The sequence below is a fragment of the Spongiactinospora sp. 9N601 genome (assembly GCF_044326295.1).
In the GTDB taxonomy this organism is placed as follows: domain Bacteria; phylum Actinomycetota; class Actinomycetes; order Streptosporangiales; family Streptosporangiaceae; genus Spongiactinospora; species Spongiactinospora gelatinilytica.
In genome coordinates this window covers 23126-43512 of record NZ_JBIRBB010000015.1, presented here as the reverse complement: position 1 = coordinate 43512, position 20387 = coordinate 23126, and the positions used below count along the sequence as shown (strand labels likewise).

At 69.1% G+C, this 20387-nt stretch carries 24 protein-coding genes; 12 read left to right on the top strand and 12 right to left on the bottom strand.

Annotated elements, in window-relative coordinates:
* Position 1 precedes the first annotated feature (1 nt).
* From ACH34R_RS31625 to ACH34R_RS31610, 4 genes are all read left to right on the top strand, one after another.
* Complete coding sequence (locus ACH34R_RS31625) at positions 2-799, top strand: hypothetical protein (RefSeq protein WP_397565223.1); 798 nt, start codon at positions 2-4, stop codon at positions 797-799.
* Positions 796-1950: a fumarylacetoacetase gene (fahA, locus tag ACH34R_RS31620; protein ID WP_397565222.1), complete on the top strand. Its 1155-nt coding sequence runs from the start codon at positions 796-798 to the stop codon at positions 1948-1950. Before ACH34R_RS31625 ends, fahA begins: the two co-directional genes overlap by 4 nt.
* 119 nt (positions 1951-2069) lie before the next feature.
* On the top strand, positions 2070-2504 hold the full coding sequence (locus ACH34R_RS31615; protein WP_397565221.1) for an NfeD family protein: 435 nt from the start codon (positions 2070-2072) through the stop codon (positions 2502-2504).
* Positions 2505-2508: 4 nt separating this feature from the next.
* Complete coding sequence (locus ACH34R_RS31610) at positions 2509-3606, top strand: SPFH domain-containing protein (protein ID WP_397565220.1); 1098 nt, start codon at positions 2509-2511, stop codon at positions 3604-3606.
* Positions 3607-4083: 477 nt separating this feature from the next.
* Here ACH34R_RS31610 and ACH34R_RS31605 read toward each other — a convergent pair whose 3' ends face one another.
* On the bottom strand, positions 4084-4701 hold the full coding sequence (locus ACH34R_RS31605; protein WP_397565219.1) for a VOC family protein: 618 nt from the start codon (positions 4699-4701) through the stop codon (positions 4084-4086).
* A gap of 100 nt (positions 4702-4801) precedes the next feature.
* Positions 4802-5239, bottom strand: a complete 438-nt coding sequence (locus ACH34R_RS31600) for a winged helix-turn-helix transcriptional regulator (protein WP_397565218.1) — start codon at positions 5237-5239, stop codon at positions 4802-4804.
* An 87-nt stretch (positions 5240-5326) separates the two neighbouring features.
* Here ACH34R_RS31600 and ACH34R_RS31595 point away from each other — a divergent pair, with 87 nt between their 5' ends.
* On the top strand, positions 5327-5965 hold the full coding sequence (locus ACH34R_RS31595; RefSeq protein ID WP_397565217.1) for an NADPH-dependent F420 reductase: 639 nt from the start codon (positions 5327-5329) through the stop codon (positions 5963-5965).
* An 11-nt stretch (positions 5966-5976) separates the two neighbouring features.
* Here the strand turns inward: ACH34R_RS31595 and ACH34R_RS31590 are convergent, their stop codons facing one another.
* The 3 genes from ACH34R_RS31590 to ACH34R_RS31580 all read right to left on the bottom strand — a co-directional run bounded on the left by ACH34R_RS31590 (position 5977) and on the right by ACH34R_RS31580 (position 11786).
* Positions 5977-6348, bottom strand: a complete 372-nt coding sequence (locus tag ACH34R_RS31590) for a PH domain-containing protein (RefSeq protein WP_111168693.1) — start codon at positions 6346-6348, stop codon at positions 5977-5979.
* 53 nt (positions 6349-6401) lie between these two features.
* Positions 6402-10724, bottom strand: coding sequence for an NACHT and WD repeat domain-containing protein (locus tag ACH34R_RS31585; RefSeq protein WP_397565216.1), 4323 nt, complete (start codon positions 10722-10724; stop codon positions 6402-6404).
* A 96-nt stretch (positions 10725-10820) separates the two neighbouring features.
* Positions 10821-11786 carry a pirin family protein gene (locus tag ACH34R_RS31580; protein ID WP_397565215.1) on the bottom strand — a complete coding sequence of 322 codons (966 nt, stop codon included), beginning with the start codon at positions 11784-11786 and terminating at the stop codon, positions 10821-10823.
* Positions 11787-12098: 312 nt separating this feature from the next.
* Here ACH34R_RS31580 and ACH34R_RS31575 point away from each other — a divergent pair, with 312 nt between their 5' ends.
* Positions 12099-12722, top strand: coding sequence for a hypothetical protein (locus ACH34R_RS31575; protein ID WP_397565214.1), 624 nt, complete (start codon positions 12099-12101; stop codon positions 12720-12722).
* A gap of 12 nt (positions 12723-12734) precedes the next feature.
* On the opposite strand, the gene ACH34R_RS31570 is transcribed toward ACH34R_RS31575, so the two are convergent.
* Positions 12735-13529 carry a hypothetical protein gene (locus tag ACH34R_RS31570; protein WP_397565213.1) on the bottom strand — a complete coding sequence of 265 codons (795 nt, stop codon included), beginning with the start codon at positions 13527-13529 and terminating at the stop codon, positions 12735-12737.
* A 758-nt stretch (positions 13530-14287) separates the two neighbouring features.
* Here ACH34R_RS31570 and ACH34R_RS31565 point away from each other — a divergent pair.
* A complete protein-coding gene (locus ACH34R_RS31565) occupies positions 14288-14635 on the top strand; it encodes a hypothetical protein (protein ID WP_397565212.1) in 348 nt (115 codons plus the stop codon).
* A gap of 18 nt (positions 14636-14653) precedes the next feature.
* Here ACH34R_RS31565 and ACH34R_RS31560 read toward each other — a convergent pair whose 3' ends face one another.
* Positions 14654-15880, bottom strand: a complete 1227-nt coding sequence (locus ACH34R_RS31560; RefSeq protein WP_397565211.1) for an MFS transporter — start codon at positions 15878-15880, stop codon at positions 14654-14656.
* Entirely contained in the window at positions 15880-16452 is a 573-nt protein-coding gene (locus tag ACH34R_RS31555; protein WP_397565210.1) for a CGNR zinc finger domain-containing protein, read from the bottom strand. Before ACH34R_RS31555 ends, ACH34R_RS31560 begins: the two co-directional genes overlap by 1 nt.
* Before the next feature lie 65 nt (positions 16453-16517).
* Between ACH34R_RS31555 and ACH34R_RS31550 the strand changes: the two genes are divergently transcribed.
* Positions 16518-16715: a hypothetical protein gene (locus ACH34R_RS31550; RefSeq protein WP_397565209.1), complete on the top strand. Its 198-nt coding sequence runs from the start codon at positions 16518-16520 to the stop codon at positions 16713-16715.
* A gap of 82 nt (positions 16716-16797) precedes the next feature.
* Here the strand turns inward: ACH34R_RS31550 and ACH34R_RS31545 are convergent, their stop codons facing one another.
* Together ACH34R_RS31545 and ACH34R_RS31540 are read right to left on the bottom strand one after the other, a co-directional pair.
* Positions 16798-17106, bottom strand: a complete 309-nt coding sequence (locus ACH34R_RS31545) for a hypothetical protein (RefSeq protein WP_397565208.1) — start codon at positions 17104-17106, stop codon at positions 16798-16800.
* On the bottom strand, positions 17103-17438 hold the full coding sequence (locus tag ACH34R_RS31540; RefSeq protein WP_397565207.1) for an ATP-binding protein: 336 nt from the start codon (positions 17436-17438) through the stop codon (positions 17103-17105). The genes ACH34R_RS31545 and ACH34R_RS31540 overlap by 4 nt, the downstream gene beginning before the upstream one ends.
* Here ACH34R_RS31540 and ACH34R_RS31535 point away from each other — a divergent pair.
* Together ACH34R_RS31535 and ACH34R_RS31530 are read left to right on the top strand one after the other, a co-directional pair.
* Positions 17365-18165, top strand: a complete 801-nt coding sequence (locus ACH34R_RS31535; RefSeq protein ID WP_397565206.1) for a helix-turn-helix domain-containing protein — start codon at positions 17365-17367, stop codon at positions 18163-18165. The two genes, ACH34R_RS31540 and ACH34R_RS31535, sit on opposite strands and share 74 nt — an antisense overlap.
* A gap of 20 nt (positions 18166-18185) precedes the next feature.
* The gene (locus ACH34R_RS31530; protein WP_397565205.1) at positions 18186-18404 is read left to right on the top strand and encodes a DUF397 domain-containing protein; all 219 of its coding nucleotides are present in this window, start codon (positions 18186-18188) and stop codon (positions 18402-18404) included.
* 64 nt (positions 18405-18468) lie between these two features.
* Here ACH34R_RS31530 and cyaB read toward each other — a convergent pair whose 3' ends face one another.
* Positions 18469-19023, bottom strand: a complete 555-nt coding sequence (cyaB, locus tag ACH34R_RS31525; protein ID WP_397565204.1) for a class IV adenylate cyclase — start codon at positions 19021-19023, stop codon at positions 18469-18471.
* Positions 19024-19117: 94 nt separating this feature from the next.
* Here cyaB and ACH34R_RS31520 point away from each other — a divergent pair, with 94 nt between their 5' ends.
* Complete coding sequence (locus tag ACH34R_RS31520) at positions 19118-19336, top strand: DUF397 domain-containing protein (protein WP_397565203.1); 219 nt, start codon at positions 19118-19120, stop codon at positions 19334-19336.
* A gap of 7 nt (positions 19337-19343) precedes the next feature.
* Here the strand turns inward: ACH34R_RS31520 and ACH34R_RS31515 are convergent, their stop codons facing one another.
* A complete protein-coding gene (locus ACH34R_RS31515; protein ID WP_397565202.1) occupies positions 19344-19871 on the bottom strand; it encodes an amidohydrolase family protein in 528 nt (175 codons plus the stop codon).
* Between ACH34R_RS31515 and ACH34R_RS31510 the strand changes: the two genes are divergently transcribed.
* Entirely contained in the window at positions 19768-20382 is a 615-nt protein-coding gene (locus ACH34R_RS31510) for a TetR/AcrR family transcriptional regulator (protein WP_397565366.1), read from the top strand. The genes ACH34R_RS31515 and ACH34R_RS31510 overlap by 104 nt on opposite strands.
* The last annotated feature ends 5 nt before the right edge of the window (positions 20383-20387 follow it).

The following is a 20387-nucleotide window of genomic DNA, read 5'->3' as shown; positions in this document are numbered from 1 at the left end:
GATGAACCGGCTCTTTACGGATCTGGTGGACGACGCCGGACTGTTCCCCCCCACCTCGCTGCCCATGCGCGACGCCCTGGCCAGGCACCAGGCCGACCAGGCGGCCGGCAGCCCGGTGCTCACCCACCGGTTCCTGTGCCCGGCCAGCCGGGTGCCCGACCTGCTGCGGCACGAACCCGGGGACATCCGGCTCGGCCTGATCATGGACACCGACCAGCCGCCCGACCTGGACGGCCTGACGGTGGAGCTCGTGGAGCTGAAGATGCCCTCGGGCGCGCTGGTGCCCGGCCCGCGCGGTGAGCGGCTGGTGCCCTGGCTGCCGCCGGACGCCCGGCTGTTCGTCGAGGTCCCGGCGGGCTCGCCGCCCGCCCAGGTGACCGCCGGGGTCGGGCTGAAGGTCCGCTGCGGCGGCCTGACGCCCGAGGCGTTCCCGAGCACGCACGAGCTGGGCGCGTTCATCCGGCACTGCGTCCGCGACGGCATCCCGTTCAAGGCGACCGCCGGGCTGCACCACGCGGTACGCCACCCCGACCCGTCCTTCGGCGTGTACCGGCACGGGTTCCTCAACCTGGTGCTCGCGGTGAGCGCCGCCGTCGAGGGCCGCGATCCGGTGCCGGTCCTGGAGCTGGGCGACCCCGCCGAACTCGTCGCCCTGGCGCAGGCGACGACGGAGGAGACCGCCGAGCGGACCAGGGCGCTGCTCGTCTCCTACGGCTCGTGCTCCACCTCCGCCCCCCTTGACGACCTGGCCGAACTCGGCCTGATCCCCGGTACCACACGCGCGAAGGAGCCTCGGTGACCATCCCGACGCCCGGCTTCGGCCTGGACAACCTGCCCTACGGGGTGTTCGCCCCCAGCGGCGAGCCGCCGCGGGCGGGCGTCAGATTCGGCGATCACGTCCTGGACCTGGCGGCGGCGCTGGGCGACATCGGCCAGGAGGTGTTCGCGGCGGGCAGCCTCAACGCGTTCCTGGCGCGCGGGCGCGCCTTCTGGGACGACACCCGCGGGCGGGTGCGCGACCTGCTGGCCGCCGGCGAGGACCGGCACCTGATCCCGTTGCACCAGGTCACCATGCTGCTGCCGGTGGAGGTCTCCGACTACGTCGACTTCTACTGCTCGCTGGAGCACGCCTCCAACGTCGGCCGGATGTTCCGCCCCGACCAGGAGCCGCTGAAGCCCAACTGGCGGCACCTGCCGGTCGGCTACCACGGGCGGGCCGGCACGGTCGTGGTGTCCGGCACCCCGGTGACCCGGCCCAACGGGCAGCGCAAGGCCGGTGACGTCGGCCCGACGGCCAAGCTCGACATCGAGGCCGAACTCGGGTACGTGGTGGGCGCGCCGAGCGCGTTCGGCACGCCCGCCGGGGCGTTCGCCGACCACGTCTTCGGCGTCACGCTGCTCAACGACTGGAGCGCCAGGGACATCCAGGCGTGGGAGTACGTGCCGCTGGGGCCGTTCCTGGGCAAGTCGTTCGCCACGTCGATCTCGCCGTGGGTGACGCCGCTCGCGGCGCTGGAAGCGGCGCGGGTGCCGGGGCGGGAGCAGGATCCACAGCCTGTGGATTACCTGCGCCGGTCGGACCCCTGGGGGCTGGACCTCGCGCTGGTCGTCGAGCTGAACGGCGAGCCGGTCGCGCGCCCGCCGTACCGGGAGATGTACTGGACCCCGGACCAGATGCTCGCCCACCTGACCGTCAACGGGGCCTCGCTGCGCACCGGCGACCTGTTCGCCAGCGGCACGGTGTCCGGCCAGGAGCCGGGGCAGCGCGGCTCGCTGCTCGAACTCACCTGGAACGGCGCCGAGCCGATCAAGCTGCCCGGCGGCGAGACGCGGACCTTCCTGGAGGACGGCGACACGGTGACGATCACCGCGACCGCTCCCGGGGCGGACGGGGGGCGGATCTCCTTGGGCGAGGTGTCCGGAACGATCCTGCCCTCGCGGGACGCCTGATGAACGGCATATGACGGGCTGATCACAATCGTTCCATCGCCTGTGCCACCAGGGTTACGGTAGACGCCCGGGGAACCTTTGCGCGGCGCCGCGCGTTATCCCCATAGGAGGGCCGAAGCATGGACGACTGGGTCATCTGGTTGATCCTCGCCGTGGTCCTGGGCGTCGCCGAGATCTTCACGCTGACGGCCGCGCTCGGGCTGCTCGGGGGCGCCGCCCTGATCACCACCATCGCCGCCGCGCTGGGCCTGCCCGTTCCCCTCCAGCTCGTGGTGTTCACTCTGGCCAGCGCCGCCGGGCTGGTGCTGGTCCGCCCGATCGTCGCCCGCCACCTGCGCCAGCCTCCCCCGTCCCAGCGCTTCGGGGTCGAGGCCCTGGTGGGGCAGACCGCGTACGTCGTCACCGAGGTCACCGGGCGTACCGGACGGGTACAGATCGGCGGAGAGGAATGGTCGGCCCGCGCCTATGACGAAACCCTCGTCATCCCGGAGGGCGCGACCGTAGACGTATTGAAGATCGAGGGCGCCACGGCCCTCGTATATCCGCGGGAGTGAACACATGGATCCCCTGCTCATAGTCGGCGCCGTCATCGTCTTCTTCGTCGTGATCACGGTGCTCAAGTCGGTGCGCATCGTGCCGCAGGCCCGGGCGAGGAACGTCGAACGGCTCGGCCGCTACAGCCGCACGCTGAAGCCCGGCATGAACTTCGTGATCCCTTACATCGACCGGGTCTATCCGATGATCGACCTGCGCGAGCAGGTGGTGTCCTTCCGCCCGCAGCCGGTGATCACCGAGGACAACCTGGTCGTCGAGATCGACACCGTGCTCTACTTCCAGGTCACCGACCCCAGGGCGGCAGCCTACGAGATCGCCAACTACATCCAGGCGATCGAGCAGCTCACCGTCACGACGCTGCGTAACGTCATCGGCTCGATGGACCTGGAGAGCACGCTCACCTCCCGCGACACCATCAACAGCCAGCTCCGCGGGGTGCTGGACGAGGCCACCGGCAAGTGGGGCATCCGCGTCAACCGCGTCGAGATCAAGGCGATCGACCCGCCCAAGACGATCAAGGACGCGATGGAGAAGCAGATGCGCGCCGAGCGGGACAAGCGCGCCGCCATCCTCAACGCCGAAGGCCAGCGGCAGTCCCAGATCCTCACCGCCGAAGGTGAGAAGCAGAGCAACATCCTGCGCGCCGAAGGTGAGCGCACCGCCGCCATCCTGAAGGCCGAGGGGCAGTCCCAGGCGATCGACCAGGTCTTCCAGGCCGTCCACCGCAACGACCCCGACCCCAAGCTGCTCGCCTACCAGTACCTCCAGGTGCTGCCGCAGCTCGCGCAGGGGGAGAACAACACGTTCTGGGTCATCCCGAGTGAGGTGACCTCCGCGTTGCAGGGCGTGTCCAAGGCGTTCACCCAGGCGCTTCCGCCGTCAGAGGCGACCCGCGAGAGCGCCACCAGCGGGGCGTCCGAGGCCGCCTCGGCAGCGGCGGCGGAGGCCGCCCGCGCCGCCCGCGCCGCCGAAGAGGCCGTGGCCGACGCCGCCGCCCCAGAAACCACCACGGGGCCCCGCCAACTCGACGCCGCCCCCAACCCGGTCACCGACCCCTTGCAGGACTACCAGCAGGAACACCACCCCGAACACCGCCCATAACGGGCCTCAACCCGCGGGCGTGACGGTGCTACCAGCCGCGCCACCCCGGACCGACTGCGCCAGCGACCGCGCGAACAGCGCGGCCGTACCGCAAACGCCCGGCGGGCATGATGGCCCAGGCGGTCACCAGACAAACCCGGCCATACAGCCAAAGCCGCCGTACCGGAGACGGCCCCCCGGGGCACGGCGGCCCAGGCCATCACCAGACGGACCCGACCGTGGAACCAAGGCCGCCACACCCGAAACGCCCGACGGACGTGATGGCCCAGGCGGTCACCAGACAAACCCGGCCATACAGCCAAAGCCGCCGTACCGGAGACGGCCCCCCGGGGTACGACGGCTCAGGCGGACCCGACCGTGGAACCAAGGCCGCCATACCCGAAACGCCCGACGGACGTGATGGTTCAAGCGGTCACCAGACAGACCCGGCCGTACGGCCAAGGCGCCATACCCGAAACGCCCGGCGGGCGTGATGGTTCAGGCGGTCACCAGGCGGACCGGGCCGCGGCGGCCCTCGACGACGGCGACCAGCATGGGGCGGGCGCTGGGGAAGACCTCCAGGCCGACGCCGACCATGGCCAGGTCGTCGCGGACCGTCGCCGGGTTGGGATGCCCGGCGGCGAAGGACACCAGCCGTATCGGGGGGAGCCCCGACGCGCCCGGGTGGGCGGTGCTCCCCCACTGGATCAGGAACGGCACGATGCTCCCGGCGCGCGGCGGGGTCAGCCGCCATTCGAGGATCGCGCCGCCGTTCGCGGACGCGCGGCTCATCTCCAGCACCTCGCCCAGGTCGTAGCCCTCGGCCCTGGCCTTGCCCGCCTGCTCCTCGATGTCGGTCGCCGCCACCGCCCAGGTGGTCAGCGAAGCCCCGGCCAGCGCGTCCACCCCGAACCACCGCCCCGCGGCCGGCGCCGGTTGCTCCGGGTCGGGCCCGACGATCTCCAGGTACCGCCGCCCGCCCAGGCCGATCAGCCGGTTGCGGGTGCCGTACCCGAGGTGCCTGCCGCCCTCGGCTGCGCGTACTCCGAGCCGGTCGGCGAGTTCGGCGACCGTCGCGTCGAGATCCGGTGTGGCGTACACCAGGTGGTCGAGCATCGGCTCCTCCTCAATCCTGAAGCTCTGTCCTCAGGCGCCTGCCGCCGCCGATAAGCCCTGAATGTGGACGCCTACCCGCTTCTCCCTCCGGCACGCCCGTTCAGCCGTACCGTTCCTCATGGGCGGCCTGCGCCTCCTCATGGGCGGCCTGCGCCTCCTCATGGGCGGCCTGCGCCTCCTCGTGGGCGGCCTGGGCCGCGAGCACGGCGTCACCGTGCCGTTCCGCCCACAGCCCGAACGACTCGATCGGCCCGAGCAGGCTGCGGCCGAGCCCGGTCAGCGCGTACTCCACCCGGGGCGGCGACTCCGCGTAGACCGTCCGGGCCACCAGCCCGTGGTACTCAAGGCGGCGCAAGGTCTCGTTCAGCACCTTCGGGCTGATCCCGCCGATCCGCGCGCGCAGTTCCCCCGGCCGGTACGGCCGGTGCCGCAGCGCCCAGACGGTGACCGCGCTCCAGGTGTTGGACATCAGCTCGAAGGCCAGGCGAGCCCGGCAGTCGGCAAGAAAGGGCGCCTCCGTCGCGGGACCGGTAAGCATCTGAAGCTACCCCCACATCGCATACCAATCGGTGCCTATCACGCTTCTTATCGTCATCCCCAGTGAACCCCATCTGAGGAGGACAAAATGCGTATCGGCATTCTCGGCGCGGGCGGCATGGCCGACGCCCTCGGCGGCCAGTGGGCCAGGGCCGGGCACGAGATCATGGTGTCGAGCAGGGACGCGGGCAAGGCCGCGGCCCTCGCCCGGCGGATCGGGCCCGCCGCCGGGGCGGGCTCGTTCACCGAGGCGGCCGGCTTCGGCGAAGCCGTACTGGTGGCGATCCGCTACGAGGGCGTCCTGGACGTGGTCCGGACCGCCGCCCCCGCACTCGCCGGAAAGGCCGTCATCGACTGTGTCAACCCGGTCGATCAGGGCGTACTGCTGAACGAAGGCGGACCGTCCGCCGCCCGGCAGATCGCCGAAGCCGCGCCGGGGGCGCGAGTCGTGAAGGCGTTCAACCTGTGCCACGAGAACGTGTGGCGGATGACGCCACCGGTGTTCGGCGGGCGAGCACTGGCCGTACCGGTCTGCGGCGACGACCCGGCCGCGACCGAACTGACCCGGCGGCTGGTCCGCGACCTCGGCTGCGACCCGTTGGACGGCGGCGGCCTGGCCCGCGCCGACCTGCTGGAGGCCACCGCCGCCTTCATGATCGGCCTCTGGTTCGCCGGGGCCGATGCGCAGGCCGTACTTCCGCCGCTCACCCACGCCTTCGGCAGCTGACCCTCAGGGCGTCAGGACTGGGCGATGAAGTGCAGGATCACGTTGTGCACGTGGTGGCTCTTCTCATCACCCCGGAACTCGACCTCGTACACGTGCGTGCCCACATTGAGCGCGATCGAGCCGGAGGAGAAGAACGACCCCGCCCACGACTTGTTACTGACCACGCTCACGCTCGTGATCTTCGAGTACGGAATGCTGGTGATCGCGATCTTCTTGCCCACGAACGACTTGTCCTGGACGATGACCCGCTGGTTGGTGAGCCCGAGAAACCCTGTCCCCGCGCCGATCGCGTCGTAGACGGCGATGATCTGCTCGCCGGGCATGAGCCCGCTCTGGATCTGCTTGAGCTGCTCGGGACGGTCATGGGGAATGGACTGTGCCACGTTGCACTCCCGGGGGCCGGTGATCGACACCTCGAATGCTAAACGGCCACCGGCTACAGTGCGGAGGGGCAGATGGCGCGGTAATCCTCCCCTGGCAGAAGATGTGTCCACTCCTCCCTGGTGAAAGGGCGGTGGGCGATCGCGCAGACGTCCGCAAGCGGGTCGGCGGTCCGGCTCAACCGCCACAGCCGCAGGGTCGCGTCGAAACCGCCGGTGGCCAGGGTCGTACCGTCCGGGCTGAACGCCATCTTGAGCACGCTCTCGTGATGCCCGGCGAGCGCGTCGCCGATCTGCCGCTGGATCTTCACGTCCCAGAGCCGGACGGTCGCGTCACCACTCGCGGTCGCCAAAACGTCACCGGCGGGGTTGAAGGCCAGGTACAGCACGTCGTTGCTGTGGCTCATCGGTATGCCGATCGGACGGCGGGTGGCCACGTCCCACAGACGTGTGGTCCCGTCGGCCGCCGCGCGGGCGAGCGTGCGGCCGTCGGGGGCGAAGGCGACCGACCACACGGCACCGTCGGTGCGGTCGTCAAGCGGGACGCCGGTGGGGCGGCGGGCCGTCATGTCCCACAGTCGCGTCGTCCCGTCGGCGGCCCCACTGGCCAGCGTCCGCCCGTCCGGGCTGAACGCGACCGTCTGGACCCCGGCCTTGTGGTCGGTGAGCACGGCGGTCTGCCGGTGGGTGGCCACGTCCCACAGCCTGACCGTGCTGTCGTCGGCGGCGCTGGCCAGCGCGCGGCCGTCGGGCGTGAACGCCAGATGCAGCACGTTGTGGGTATGGCCGGTGAGTACGCCGATCTGCCGACCGCCGGCCGGGTCCCATAGCCGTACCGTGTCATCGAACCCGGAACTCGCCAGAATCCGCCCGTCGGGGCTGAATGCCAGCGACATCACCTGCTCGCCGTGGCCGGTGAGCGGGTCGCCGATCGGCTCCCGCGTTGCGGCGTCCCACAGTCTTATCGTCCCGTCGGCCGAACCACTGGCCAGGACGCGCCCCTCCGGGCTGTAGGCGACGGCCCACACTTCTCCGGTGTGCCCGCTGAGCGGAGGCCCCCAGGGCCGTCCGACCCCGATGTCCCACAGCCGGGCGGTGTCGTCGCGGGAGGCGGTGGCCAGCGTACGGCCATCGGGGCTGAACGCCACCGAGAGCACCATGTCATTGTGAACCTCCATGGGGGCCCCGAGCAGGCTGCGAGTCGCCGTGTCCCACACCCGCACCTTTCCCTCGCCCCCGCCGCTGGCCATGACCTTGCCGTCGCGGCTGAACGCGACGGAGTGCACGATGTGCGTGTGACCGATGTATTCGGCGACGGTTTTGCGCTTGGCGAGGTCCCAGAGCAGCACGGTCTTGTCGGCCGACCCGCTGGCCAGGGTTCTGCCATCGGGATTGAACGCCACCGACCAGACGCCGCCGGTATGGCCGGCGAACACATCGGTCTGACGGAGAGCGGCGAGGCTCCACAGCCGCACCTTGTCATCGAAGCCGCCGCTGGCCAGGGTCGTGCCGTCCGGGCTGAACGCGACCGAACTAACTGTGTCGGTGTGGCCCTTGAGGACCGCTGTCGAACGGCGGCCCGCCACATCCCACAACCGGGCCGTCTTGTCGGCGGACGCGCTGGCCAGCGTCCTGCCGTCCGGACTGTAAACCACCGAGAAGACACTGCCGGTGTGCCCCTTGAGAACCGCTGCCGAACGGCGGCCCGCCACATCCCACAGCCGCAGCGTCTTGTCATCCCCGCCACTCGCCAGCATCCGGCCGTCCGGACTGAAGACCACCGACCACACCGGCGCCGTATGACCCTTGAGGATCGCGATCGGACGCCGGCTCGCCACGTCCCACAACTGGATCGTGGCGTTCTTGCCGGTGGCCGCCAGGGTCTTGCCGTCAGGGCTGAAGGTCGCCGAGAGGAGGTTGTCGGAGCTGATGAAGGTGGCACGGCTGGGTCGGCCGAGCACATCGGCCAGCCCGACGCGGGCCTCGTCGGTGCGCGCGAACTGCCAGGCCGCCGCCGCCAGTCGCGCGGAGGTGGCCGGATCACGGGCCGACTGCTCACTGAGCAGGGAGAGATGCCGCGACAGCGCTTGTTTGCGCTGGTGGTCGCTCTCCAGACCGAAACGGAGGGCTGCGGTCGCCGCGGTCAGCACCAGCACGATCAGGCCCGCCAAGGCGGTGTACGCCCCTCGCCGCAGGCGCTGATTACGCACCGCCGCCCGCTCACCGGCCTCCAGGAAGTCCATCGTGAACGGGGGAAGAGCTGGATAACGGCCGGGGTCGGCCTGCCAGCGTGCCCGCGCCTCGCGGGCGGTGTCGAGCCGCACGCCCTGATAGAGGTAGGAGGCATGGCGCTTGTCGCGTTCCCACTCCTGCGCGTCGTGGACCAGTTTGTTGTGCAACGCCCGCTCGGCGCGGTCTTCGCCGAGCCAGCGCACCAGCCGTGGCCAGGCGGTGAGCAGCACGTCGTGGGCCAGCTCGACCGCCCGCCCTGCCTCCGCCGGACCGGTGTGACCGGTCACCATCAGCCGCTTCCCGGTGAACGCGCCCAGCACGTGTTCCACGTCGGACCGGTGCTCCGGGCCGCAGGCGTCCACCAGCGTGCGGTACGACACGCGCTGCCGCGCCACGTCCGTCTCCGAGACCTGGGCGGCCAGCAGCAGGAGGATCCGTTTGGCGATCTCCCGCCGTTTCTCGGTGAATCTTCGGTAGACCCCCTCCGCCTCGGCCTCCACCGCCCTGCACACGCCACCGGCCCGGTCGTAGTCCTGCCGGGTCAGCCGGCCGTTCTCGCAGTTGTCCCAGGTACGGCGCATGGCCAGCGACAGCAGCGGCAGCGCCCCGGCCCCCGGCGTGTCGCGGGTGTATCCGGCCAGCTCGCGCACGACCTGCTCGGGCAGGCCGTCCTCGACCAGCAGCCCGGCCGCCGCCGCCGGGCCGGTGATGGCCCGCGTCAGTTCGTCGCCGTCCATCGGGCCCAGCACGAACATTCGTTTTTCCAGGGCCGTTGCCAGCTCGGGGTAGGCGGCGCACCGGTCCATGAAGTCGCCGCGCACCGCGATCACCACCACGCCCGCCGGTTCGCCGTCCGCCGCACCGGGCGACGTGGCGATCGCCTGCAACGCGTCCAGGAACAGCTTTCGGTCGCCGCGCCGGTCCTCGCGCAGGAGGGTGAACACCTCCTCGAACTGATCGACCACCACGAGCACCCGCCGCGGGCCGTCACGCCGCTGCCCTGGGGAACCGATCGCAAGGATGTCGCGCGCCCGCGCGGCTGCGGTGGCAGGGTCGCGGCGTAGGTCGCGAAGCAGGGTGTCGGCGTCCGCCGCGCACTCGGCCGCGAGTTGCACGGCCAGCGCCCGCAGCGGGTCGTCTCCCGGCGTCAGCTCCAGCTGGGGCCATGACGATACCGACGGCAGGCCCTCCACCCGCCCGAAGGTGAACTCCGCCCGCAGCCCGGCCCCCAGCAGGGAGGACTTACCCGCCCCCGAAGCCCCGGTCACCACCACCAGCCCAGGCTCGTTCTTGACCTGGTCGACGACCGGCTCCACCGGCTCGGGCTCTTTTATGACCTGCTTGGCGACCAGCTCCACCAGCCGCCTGGTGGCCTCCCCCCGCCCGTAGAAGATCGCGGTCTCGGCCATGCCGAACGGCGCCAGACCCTGGTACGGGGACCCGTTGATCCAGGTGGGAGGCGCTTCTCCTGGCGAGTGCGCCGTGAGACGTACAGAGAGCGCGTTCAGCCGCCGGAGCGCTTCGGCCAGCATCGCCGACTGCTCCTGGGCGAGGCGGCGGTCACGGTGGTGCTCGACGTCCTGGCGGCGCAGGATCTCCTGGATGTCCCAGGACGCGTTCCGCAACTCGTCGAACAGCGGCGCGAACTCGGCCAGCTCCGCGCCCACCGCGGCGAAGCCGTGCACAAGTTCGTCGAGCAACCGCCGGTCGCCGAGCTCCACCGCCGCCGCGAGGGCCTCCTGCGCGGCCCCGTATCCGCTCAGCAACCGGGACAGTGCCGAGGCCAGCTCCCCGGCGCCCTGGTCGCCCGCCCGCAACGCCTTGTCCAGCTCGGCGGCCAGCTCGGTTTCCACCTGCTCGGTGGTCGGCGGTTCGCCGCGGTTGCGTTCGCGGGCCGCCGTGAGCGCCCGGCTGACGACCTCGGTGAGCAGGTTGACGCCCACGCCGCCGACGACGCCCGCGGCGGCGAGTACGGCGGGCAGCTCCAGCCCCGCAACCGCCACGGGCGCGAGCGTCCCGGCGCACAGGCCGGTCAGCAGCACGCGCGGCATCGCCCGCGCCGCTTCCTCCGCGGATCGCGCCCGCAACCGGGCGACCCACGCGCGTGCTCCCTGCCGGACCTGTTCCCGGGCCTCGTCGTTTCGCATGCCCCGCCCGCCTGACCGCCGGATCGACGGGACAATGACTATCGCAGGATGCTCACTACACGCTACCTAATTACGACGATACGTAGTAGCCACAGGTCAGCGGCCGGTGTGCGGCATGTGCTGGGCCGGAATGACGCCGAGCCGGCCGGCCTGGTAGTCCTCCATGGCCTGGACGAGTTCGGCCCTGGTGTTCATCACGAACGGGCCGTACTGCGCCACCGGCTCCTTGATCGGCCGGCCGCCGAGCAGCAGTACCTCCAGGTTGGGCTCGGCCGTGGGCTGCTTGGTGTCGGCCGCCACGGTCAGCCCCTGGCCCGGCCCGAACACCGCCAGCCGGCCCTTGCCCACCGGCCGCCGCTCGCTGCCGACGCCGCCCTGACCGGCCAGGACGTACGCGAGGGCGTTGAACTCCCGGTTCCACGGCAGGTCGAGCACCGCTCCCGGGCTGACGGTCGCGTGGACCAGCGTGATCGGCGTGAACGTCGCGCCGGGGCCGCTGTGCCCCGCGACGTCACCGGCGATCACCCGGAGCAGCGCGCCGCCGTCCGAGGAGGAGAGCAGTACCGTCTCGCCACCGCGGATGTCCTGGTAGCGCGGCGCGTTGAACTTGTTCGCGCGCGGCAGGTTGACCCACAGTTGGATGCCGTGGAACAGCCCGCCGGACACCACCAGGTGCTCCGGCGGCTTTTCGATGTGCAGGATGCCCGCGCCCGCGGTCATCCACTGGGTGTCGCCGTTGGTGATCGTCCCGCCGCCGCCGTTGGAGTCCTGGTGCTCGAAGATCCCGTCGATGATGTAGGTGACGGTCTCGAACCCGCGGTGCGGGTGCCAGGGCGTCCCCTTGGGCTCGCCGGGCGCGTACTCGATCTCGCCCATCTGGTCCATGTGCAGGAAGGGGTCGAGTGCGGCGGTGGGCACGCCGGCGAACGCCCGGCGGACCGGGAATCCCTCGCCCTCGAACCCGCTCGGGGCCGTGGTCACGGACAGCACCGCCCGCTGCTCGGCGGGTCCGGCCTGGGTGACGCGGGGCAGCGTCAACGTATCGGCGGTGATGGCGGGCATGACCCCTCCCAAAGTTGAACGTTCAACTACATACCGGACAACACCATCGGTCCCGCCGGCATTCCCCCCCAGGCGCCCTGCGAGACGTACAAACCGATCGTAAGCCACATCAACCTTCGCGACACGCCCCAAATCGCCTGCACTTCACCGGATGCCGACTTCGGCCACGACAGGCGGCCAAGGGCGCCGAAACCCGGCTCGCGGCCGGTCGGCGATTGACTGGATCTGCCATTAGCGCGGTTTATCGGTATATTAAAGTTCGCCGTCGAGTTGATGGCGGCACGCCGATGTGCGAGAGTCCTCGTCGTGGATATGGACGCTTTCGCTCCTGAATTCGTCAGAACGACCTGGGTGGAGCTGGAGCTGGAAGACGTGTTCGGGCCGCCGCCGCAATGGATCGACCGGGCCGGCGACCTCGTCACCGACGGCGACGTCAATTGGTCCACGCCCGAATTCACCAAAGACGGCACGTTCTATCACGCAGTGCCACCGGGCAGGTATCCGGTCTATGCGGGCACCGACCGCTACGACCTCTCCGACACGGGCGGGCCCCCGCGTTACTACGTGAACACGCTGTTCATGCCGCTCGTACCGCTGCTGCCGGCGGATCGGCTCGCCGACGCGCAGTGGGACGACGAGGGCTACGACGACGGCCCGTACTTCCGCGACTACGCCTGCCTGTGGAGCGTGGGAGCCGAACGCGCGACACTCCCGCACTGGGGAAACAAGAGCGAGGCGATACTCAGGATCGAACGGTCACTACTTTCCGAGGAGGCCCTTTCCAGACGGGGCAACTGGACCGACGATCTGGTGGACCCGGCCTCCGGGGCGAATGTGCTGTCATTCCCGGTATGGGATAACACCCTGCGCGGTTTCGAGGCCCGTGACGCCGACGACGAAATTCTGGCCCTTCTCTTCGTCGTCTGGAGTCCCTGAGGCTCGAATTCCTCAGCGGATGGTCGAGGAGATCACCTTCGGCTTGCCCGCGCCCAGGAAGAAGATCCCCGGAAATCCGGTCGTCTCGAACCTGGCACTTCGGTTGCGCCGAAGTGTCGAGCGTTCGATGCTGAGCGTGCCGGTACGGTCGTTGCTGACGAAGAAGATCGCGCCACCGCCCTCCCTGGCGGAGTTGTTCTCGATGCGCGTGTTGACCAGCCGCACGGTGAACCGATCGCCGTCGGTGTAGATGGCCCCGCCGCTGCCACCACCGGGAGTGCCGCGTTGTGCCGGGTTGGCGCCGTACCCGATCGCCCGGTTCCCGGTCAGCACGCTGTTCCTGATCAGGAACGAGACGTGCAGGCCGCTCAGCGCCCCGCCATTGGCGCAGACGCCGCCGGAGAAGACGCCCTTCACGACGCTGACCGGACGGTCGCGATATTGGTCGAGCACCCGGATCGCCGCGCCACCGAGATCCGGCCCGGTCGGGTCGCAACGATTGTGCGTGAAACGCGAATTGACCACATTGAACTGCCCGCCGCGCACGAAGATCGCCCCTCCGCCGCCGCCGTCCTTACGCTGCCCGGTGGCGTTTCCCCGGGTGAAGGTGATGTTCTGCACGGTGAGGCGCGGGGTGGCCTGGTCATTGCAGTGCGAGGTGGTCCAGGTGAGGGATTTGTCGCAGGTGTTCATGTACAGAATCCGCCGTACACCCGCACCGCTGAGCGTCACTTTCCCGCCGCCGTCGATCACGACCCGGGAGCTGGTGTTGCGTACTTTGGCGGTGGCCTTCATCACGATCGTCACCGGCCTGGGCCCACAGGAGAACGTGATGTGCCCACCCCGCGCCACCGCAGCCACCACGGCCTCCGACGTACAACTCCCCGCCGTCCCGTTCCCGACGACCCGCCCGGCCACAGTGGTTTCTTGAGCCCCCGCCGGACTCCCAGACACCACCGCCAGGGCACCCGCGACGACCATCACCACGACAGGAGCACTCCGCACCAGACGCATGGCGCCGATGCTAACGCCGCCCCACCCACCTGTCCCTTAATCCCCATCATTCGCTATAAGGCCCAGAAAATAACCGTGCGCTGGGACAATAATGGTCTATACCGGAAATCCAGCCTTCAGCCCTGCCTGGCCGTCCGAGCACCGAGCCGACCCACACCAGGGCAGGCCGGGCCAGGTCGCAATCTTCGCATGACACCGCAAAGCCGGACCGTCAACCGGCCAACGAAGGCAAAGCCCACATCAAGCGATGGCTCCCATGCCAAAGTGCTGGTGAGACGGTCTGTCCGGAGGGCTGACCAAAACGTAGACTCTAGCCTTGAAGGTGGCGTGTGGGCAGACCTCGACACAAGATCAAGGAGTTTGAGGCCGTCCTCAGAGAAGCGGAGAGTAAGGGCTGGACCGTCACACTCGGTGGCAACGGTCACTACAAGATGTACTGCCAGTGCGCCCGTAAGTGCAAGAAGACGGTGCCGAGCACACCGTCAGATCCCAACTGCCTGAGGCACCTGCTCGGGCAGTTGAAGCGAGTGACTTGTTGGTGAGGAGCAGAGATGACGCACTACCTGAGACTGGATGCGGTCTTCGTCTGCACTGACAAGGCAGACAGTGACGAGGCGTTCGACGACTTCACTGATCGCGTCTTCGACGAGTTGCTCAAGCTCCAGGCCATCGACACCGGGATAGTGGAGCCCGACGTCACGGCGAACCTCGCAGAGCGAAAGATGTCGATCTTGCTTGGGATCGAAGCATCCACGTCGCGTGACGCGATCAGGCTCTTCCTGGCGAACGTACGCTGTGCGCTCCATGCGGCCGAATGCGGCACAGAGGGGTGGCCACGGTATGAACCCGCCGATGACCCGCTCCCGCCGGTTCGCCACGTGGACTTCGCCGGGGCTTGAGTCTGGGCAGGTGACCTCTCAGGAGGTCGCGGTGTCCGCCGGCAGCGGTACGGTCGTGTTGCCGCTGCGGTGGCGGTGGCGGATCAGGCGGACCATGGCCATGATGCCCGCCAGCGGGCCGAGCGCGAGTACGGCGAACGCCCAGCGCCAGCCCACCGCCTGTTCCATTGCCGGGACGAGCCAGATGGTCGCGCCGGTCAGCAGGAACCCGGCCGCCATCTGCAAGGTCAGTGCCGTCCCCACGTAGCTCTGGTCGGCCAGCTCGGTGACCAATGTGGAGAACTGCGACGAGTCGCCCACCACGCTGTACCCCCACACCAGCGCCACGAGCACGAGCAGCCACAGCGGCGCCCCCATCAGCAGCCCGATGAACGCGGCACAGCACGCCGACACGCCCATCATCACGATCGCCGCCCGCTCACGTCCGATCCGGTCGCCGAGCAGCCCGCCCGTGTAGTTGCCCAGCCCGCCCGCGATGAACGTGGCGAAAGTGACGTACACCGCCAGAACCGATCCCGCCATTCCCTGCGCCCGCAGCGCCTCGGAGAAGAACAGCAGGAACCAGGTCCACATCGCGTAAAGCTCCCACATGTGGCATAAGTAGCCGATCATGGCCAGCCGGGTGCCCCGGTCACGCAGGATCAGCCCGACCTGGCGGAGGTTCAACACCGCGACCGGGAACGGGTACGGGCCCTCCTTGATCAAGGTCAGCGTGATCAGCCCACCGGCCAGCGTCAGCGCGGACGTGGCCACGATGACGGTACGCCAGTTCAGTCCGCCCAGGCCGTTGACCAGGTGCGGTACGCCCGTACTCACGGTCAGCGCGCCCACCAGCAGCCCCATCGCGGCCCCGCGCCCGTCGCGGTACCAGGTAGAGATGAGCTTGAGCGAGGGCGGGTAGACGCCCGCGATGAAGAAGCCGGTCGCGAACCGGGCCAGGCCGCCGGTCAGCGCGTCGCCGGCCAGGAGCAGCGCCAGGTTCGCGGCGGCGGCCCCGGCCGAACTGAAGAAGATCAGCCGGATCGGCGGCAGCACGTCGGACACCACGAACACCGCCGACAGCACCGCCCCCGCCATGAACCCCCACTGCACGGCGATGGTCAGCCAGGGCACGGCCTCCGGCGCGACCTGCCACACCTCTCTGACCTGGGGAATCACGGCGGTCGCGGAGAACCAGGTGGACTTCATGAGTAACAGCGATCCGGCGAGGATCAGCAGGCTGCGTCGAGCCTCCGCCCGTCGCATCACACCGGCCCTTCGCCCTGGGGCACGGACCGGCGGGCGCGGTAGGCGGCGACGGTGTTGCGGTTCAGGCAGGTCTTGGAGCAGTACCGGCGGCGCGGGCCGCGTGAGATGTCGGCATAGACCCGCTCACACCCGGCGTCCGCGCACACGCCAAGCCTGCTGCCACCGTACTCACAGAGCACGAACGCCAGCGCGACCGCCGTATTGGCCCTGACCCGATCGACCAGCCCGGCCCCGGGGCGGCCGTAGTGGAGGTGGGGGCCGAGGCCGTGATCGGAGATGTGCGGCTGCATGGGCACATCGACCATCAACTCATTGAGCAGCCCGATGGCCCGCTCCTGATCATCCTCAACGAACACCGGCCGCAACCCCCGCGCCCAGGCGGCTAGAGCCTCCACCTCGTCGGGAGTCAGCAGTACGTCCACCTTGAAGTTGAACGAGGCCAGCAGTGGACCCAACGTCTCCGCGTCCGTTGGCGACTCGCCGATGGTCACGGCATTGATCAGCGCCACGGCCGTACCGACCCCATCGTTCCGATAACCGGTCACCTCGGCAGGACTGGTTCTCGCCATAAGCCCCAATGTAATCTAACTTCGCCTCTAATTAAATTACTTCCGTGGCCGAACGAGGTCCAGCCATGCACACCACCCCGTGCGACACCTGCGACTCCACGATCCAGCCGGAGATCCTCTCCACCCACCCCACATCCCTCGGCCGAGTCCTCTACCTGCGCTGCCCCTGCGGCACCCTCACCATCCACCTGACCCGGTACGCCGCCCCGCCCGTCCTGCTGCACACCAACACCGAGCCATCGGCGACGAGCTCGCGATCTTGACCGGCATGGCGTCGGTGTGGCCACAAGTGAAGTTCCCGGGCAAGTCCGGCAGTCGATTGCCCGTAGACCGGGCTGCATGGGGTCAGATGTCGTCGAAGTCGCCGTTGATCACTGCGTGTTGGAAGGCTTCCCATGACTGCTCACTGGTGGTCAGGACGGACACGACGTACCCCGAGAACAGGTCCCCGAGGGGGAGTCGTACCGAACCCGGGATCGTGCCTCGCTCTGGCGCGAGTTCGCCCGCACGTACCGCAGCGAGGAAGGCCGTCCAGCGCCCCCGGCTGACCCACACCGACCCCCGCCCCGCCGTGTCCCGCAGCCGGACCGAAGCTGCGCGGCCTGGCTCGGCCCGGACCGCCTCCAAGCCCTCCACGTGCTGCACGCAGCTCACGCGGCCCGCTTGGATTCCAGATCGGCCCAGATGGCGTGCCGGCCGTCCCGCAGGGCGGCTTCCCCCCAGGACCGCGAGACCTGTTCCACCAGCCACAGCCCCCGGCCGGACTCCATGTCCCAGTCCGGGTCGCGTGGCCGGGGTACCGTCTCCGCCCCCTGATCGATCACCTCCAGGCGCAATGTCACCTGGTCCGGGAAGGCGATCACGACGACCAACCGCCCTCCGGGCTCGCCGGAGCGGGTGTGTCGTACGGCGTTGCTCGCCAGTTCACTCGAAGCGGCGGAGGTGAGCCGCGAAGATGTCGCCCAGCGCCTTGATTGGCATTCCACCAAGCTCTACCGCATCGAGAATGCGCGATCCGGCGTCACGCCCGCTGACATGCGTCACCTGCTGGACATGTATGGGATCGCTGAAGATCGCCAGCGCGAGGCGCTCGTCCAGCTCGCCCGGAATGCACGAGAGAAGGGCTGGTGGGCGAGGTATCAGGACATTCTGCCGGACTCCTACGTGGAGCTGGAAGCCGAAGCCTCGGCCATCCGCACATTCGAGCCGACGTTGATCCCTGGTCTGCTCCAAACCGAGGGATACGCGCGGGCGCTCATGCGCGGCAGCCTGGTGGCGCGCGATATCGAGCGGCGGGTCTCAGCGCGGATGAAGCGGCAGAGCATCCTCACCGGCGACGATGGCCACCCGCAACTATGGGGGATCATCGACGAGGCGGCATTGACCCGCCCCGTGGGCGGACCGGCGATCATGCGTGACCAGATCGACCGCCTGATCGAAGCCCAGGAGCAGGAGAACATCACCCTTCAGGTGGTCCGCTCCTCCGTTGGTGCGCACCCCGGAATGAACGGAGCCTTCGTCCTGCTGGACTTCCCGAATCCAGAGTTGTCCGCACCACTCGTCTACCTGGAAACTGCGATCGGCAGTCTATATTTGGAGAAAGAGGAGGAGATCGCACATTTCACCCTGACGTTCGATCACCTTCGCGCCATCGCACTCGGGCCGGACGAATCGGTCCGGCACCTGCAATCGATCAAAAAGAGCGTTGAATGACGAGCGAAGGGAGGCAGGGCGTGCGCATCCGATACGACGTAGACCTTTCCGATGCCGTTTGGGTGAAGAGCACCCGGAGCACGGCACACGGTTCCAACTGCGTTGAGGTCGCGCGGGTAGGCGCCATCTTCGCAGTTCGCGACTCCAAACGGCCTGATGAGGCCCACCTGTTATTCAGCCGCGACGAGTGGCAAGCGTTCATCCACGCCGTGAAGAACGATCAACTCAACGGCACCTGATCGCGTAACACGCCCGGCCGCGCCCCGGCCGGGCGTTTCACATGCCAACCAAGGTCACGCTGTTCTAGGCAGGCGTCAGTGCGGCGCGAACCAGGGAATCGTAGGTGTCGGTGGTGCGCTGCAACCGCACGCCGAGGGAGCACGCGAAGGCGTCCAACTGCTCCTGTACGGCGGTGCCGGACTCCGCAGCGTCCACCGTCCGCTCGATCTCCACGAACACCCCGGCGTGTTCCACCTCGTCCACGCAGATCGTCATACCGTCCAGGTGAGCGGTGCGGCGGGTCTTCACGATCCGTACGGTCGGCCGGAAGCCCATCGCGATGACGGCCTCGTGCATCTGCTCGCGATCGGCGACCTCGGTCTCCCGTTCCAGGCACGCCATCTCGTTCGCGAGCGGCTTTTTCACGGTGAAGTAGTGCCGGCCGCCCTGGGTGCGCAGCCGCGCGAACGCCACCCCGATCTTGCTCTGCCCATAGGACCAGCCGGGTTCGGCGTACGCCTGATCGTCCTGTCGTACCGGAGCCGACAAGATGACCCCTTGGCGGGCCAGGGATTCCTCTAGGGCGCGAAGGTCAGTAACCTGATACTTGACCTCGACTTCCTGGGCTTCCCCAGCCATACCGGCCCCTTCCCCTTGTCCCATGGTGACTGGAGGAAGCCTAGTGGCGGCAGTACAGCCGCGCCCTGCCTTAACGAATGAAGGGAGGCCGGGTGTGATCAACCAATTCGACGTAGATCTCTCCGGCGTCGTCTGGGTGAAGAGCACGCGGAGTATGGCGACAAGCGACAACTGCGTTGAAGTTGCGCGGGTTGGAGCCGTCTTCGCAGTTCGCGACTCCAAACGACCTGATGAGGCCCACCTGCTATTCAGCCGCGACGAGTGGCAGGCATTCATCCACGCAGTAAAACACGATCAACTCACCCGTATCTGATCGCGTTTCACAGGAGGGGTGCGAGGCGGGCGGATGCCTTGGCGGCCTCAGCCAGTAGTGCCGTGTCGTCGGTGAGTGGGCGGCCGTGGCGGAGCATCGTACGTCCGGCGACGAGGACGGTGTCCACATGTACCCGGTCCATCTGCAACACCACCGTGCTCACAGGGTCGTAGACAGGCGCGACGTCGGGGCGGTCCGCGCGGAGCAGGAAGTGGAGCAGGAATAGGTCGGCCTGCTTGCCCGGGGTCAGGGAGCCGGTGCGGTCGTCCAGGCCGAGTGCGCGGGCTCCGGCGAGGGTCGCCATGCGCAGTACGTCCCGCACCGACAACTCCGGCTCGCCCGCCGAGCCGTGCCCCGCCCACCGGCCGGCCTGGTAGGCCGCCCGCATCTGGGTGAACATGTCGGATGAAACGGTCACCTCGACGTCCGTACTGAGACTGATCGGCACCAGGTGGCGGGCCGTCATCATCGGGTACCCGTGGCCCGTCGCGGCGCGGCTGTTCGCCGAACGCGGGTACGAGCACACCTCCGTCATCGAGATCGCCCGCGCCGCCGAGGTGTCCGAGCAGACCGTCTGCAACCACTTCCCGGTCAAGCGTGACCTGGTGCTCGACCGGGACGCCGAGGTACGCGCCCGGTTAGTCGCCGCCGTACGCGACCACGCGCCCGGCACTCCCCTGGCCGCCGCCATTCGGGACGAAGCGCTCGCGCTTGCCGATTACGCGCGTTCGATGGCCTCCGAGGAGCTAAGGGGGGCGATCGGGCACCTGTCGGTGCGCAGTCCCGAAGTACGGCGGCTCGCCCTGGAGAGCACCGACCGCCTCGCCGACGCCCTCGCCGAGGCGATCACCGCGACCACGGACCCGCCGCCACCGTCCGCTGCGGTCGCGAAACTGCGTGGCATGACGCTGGCCTGGATCTCCCAGACCGTCATCGACGAGTCCGGCCGCCTCATCCGCGCCGGCCACGGCCCGGCCGAGGTCGCCGACCGCCTACGCGAGACCGTCACCGCCCTGCTCGACGAGCTGACCCCCCACGGCTGGTAGGCCGG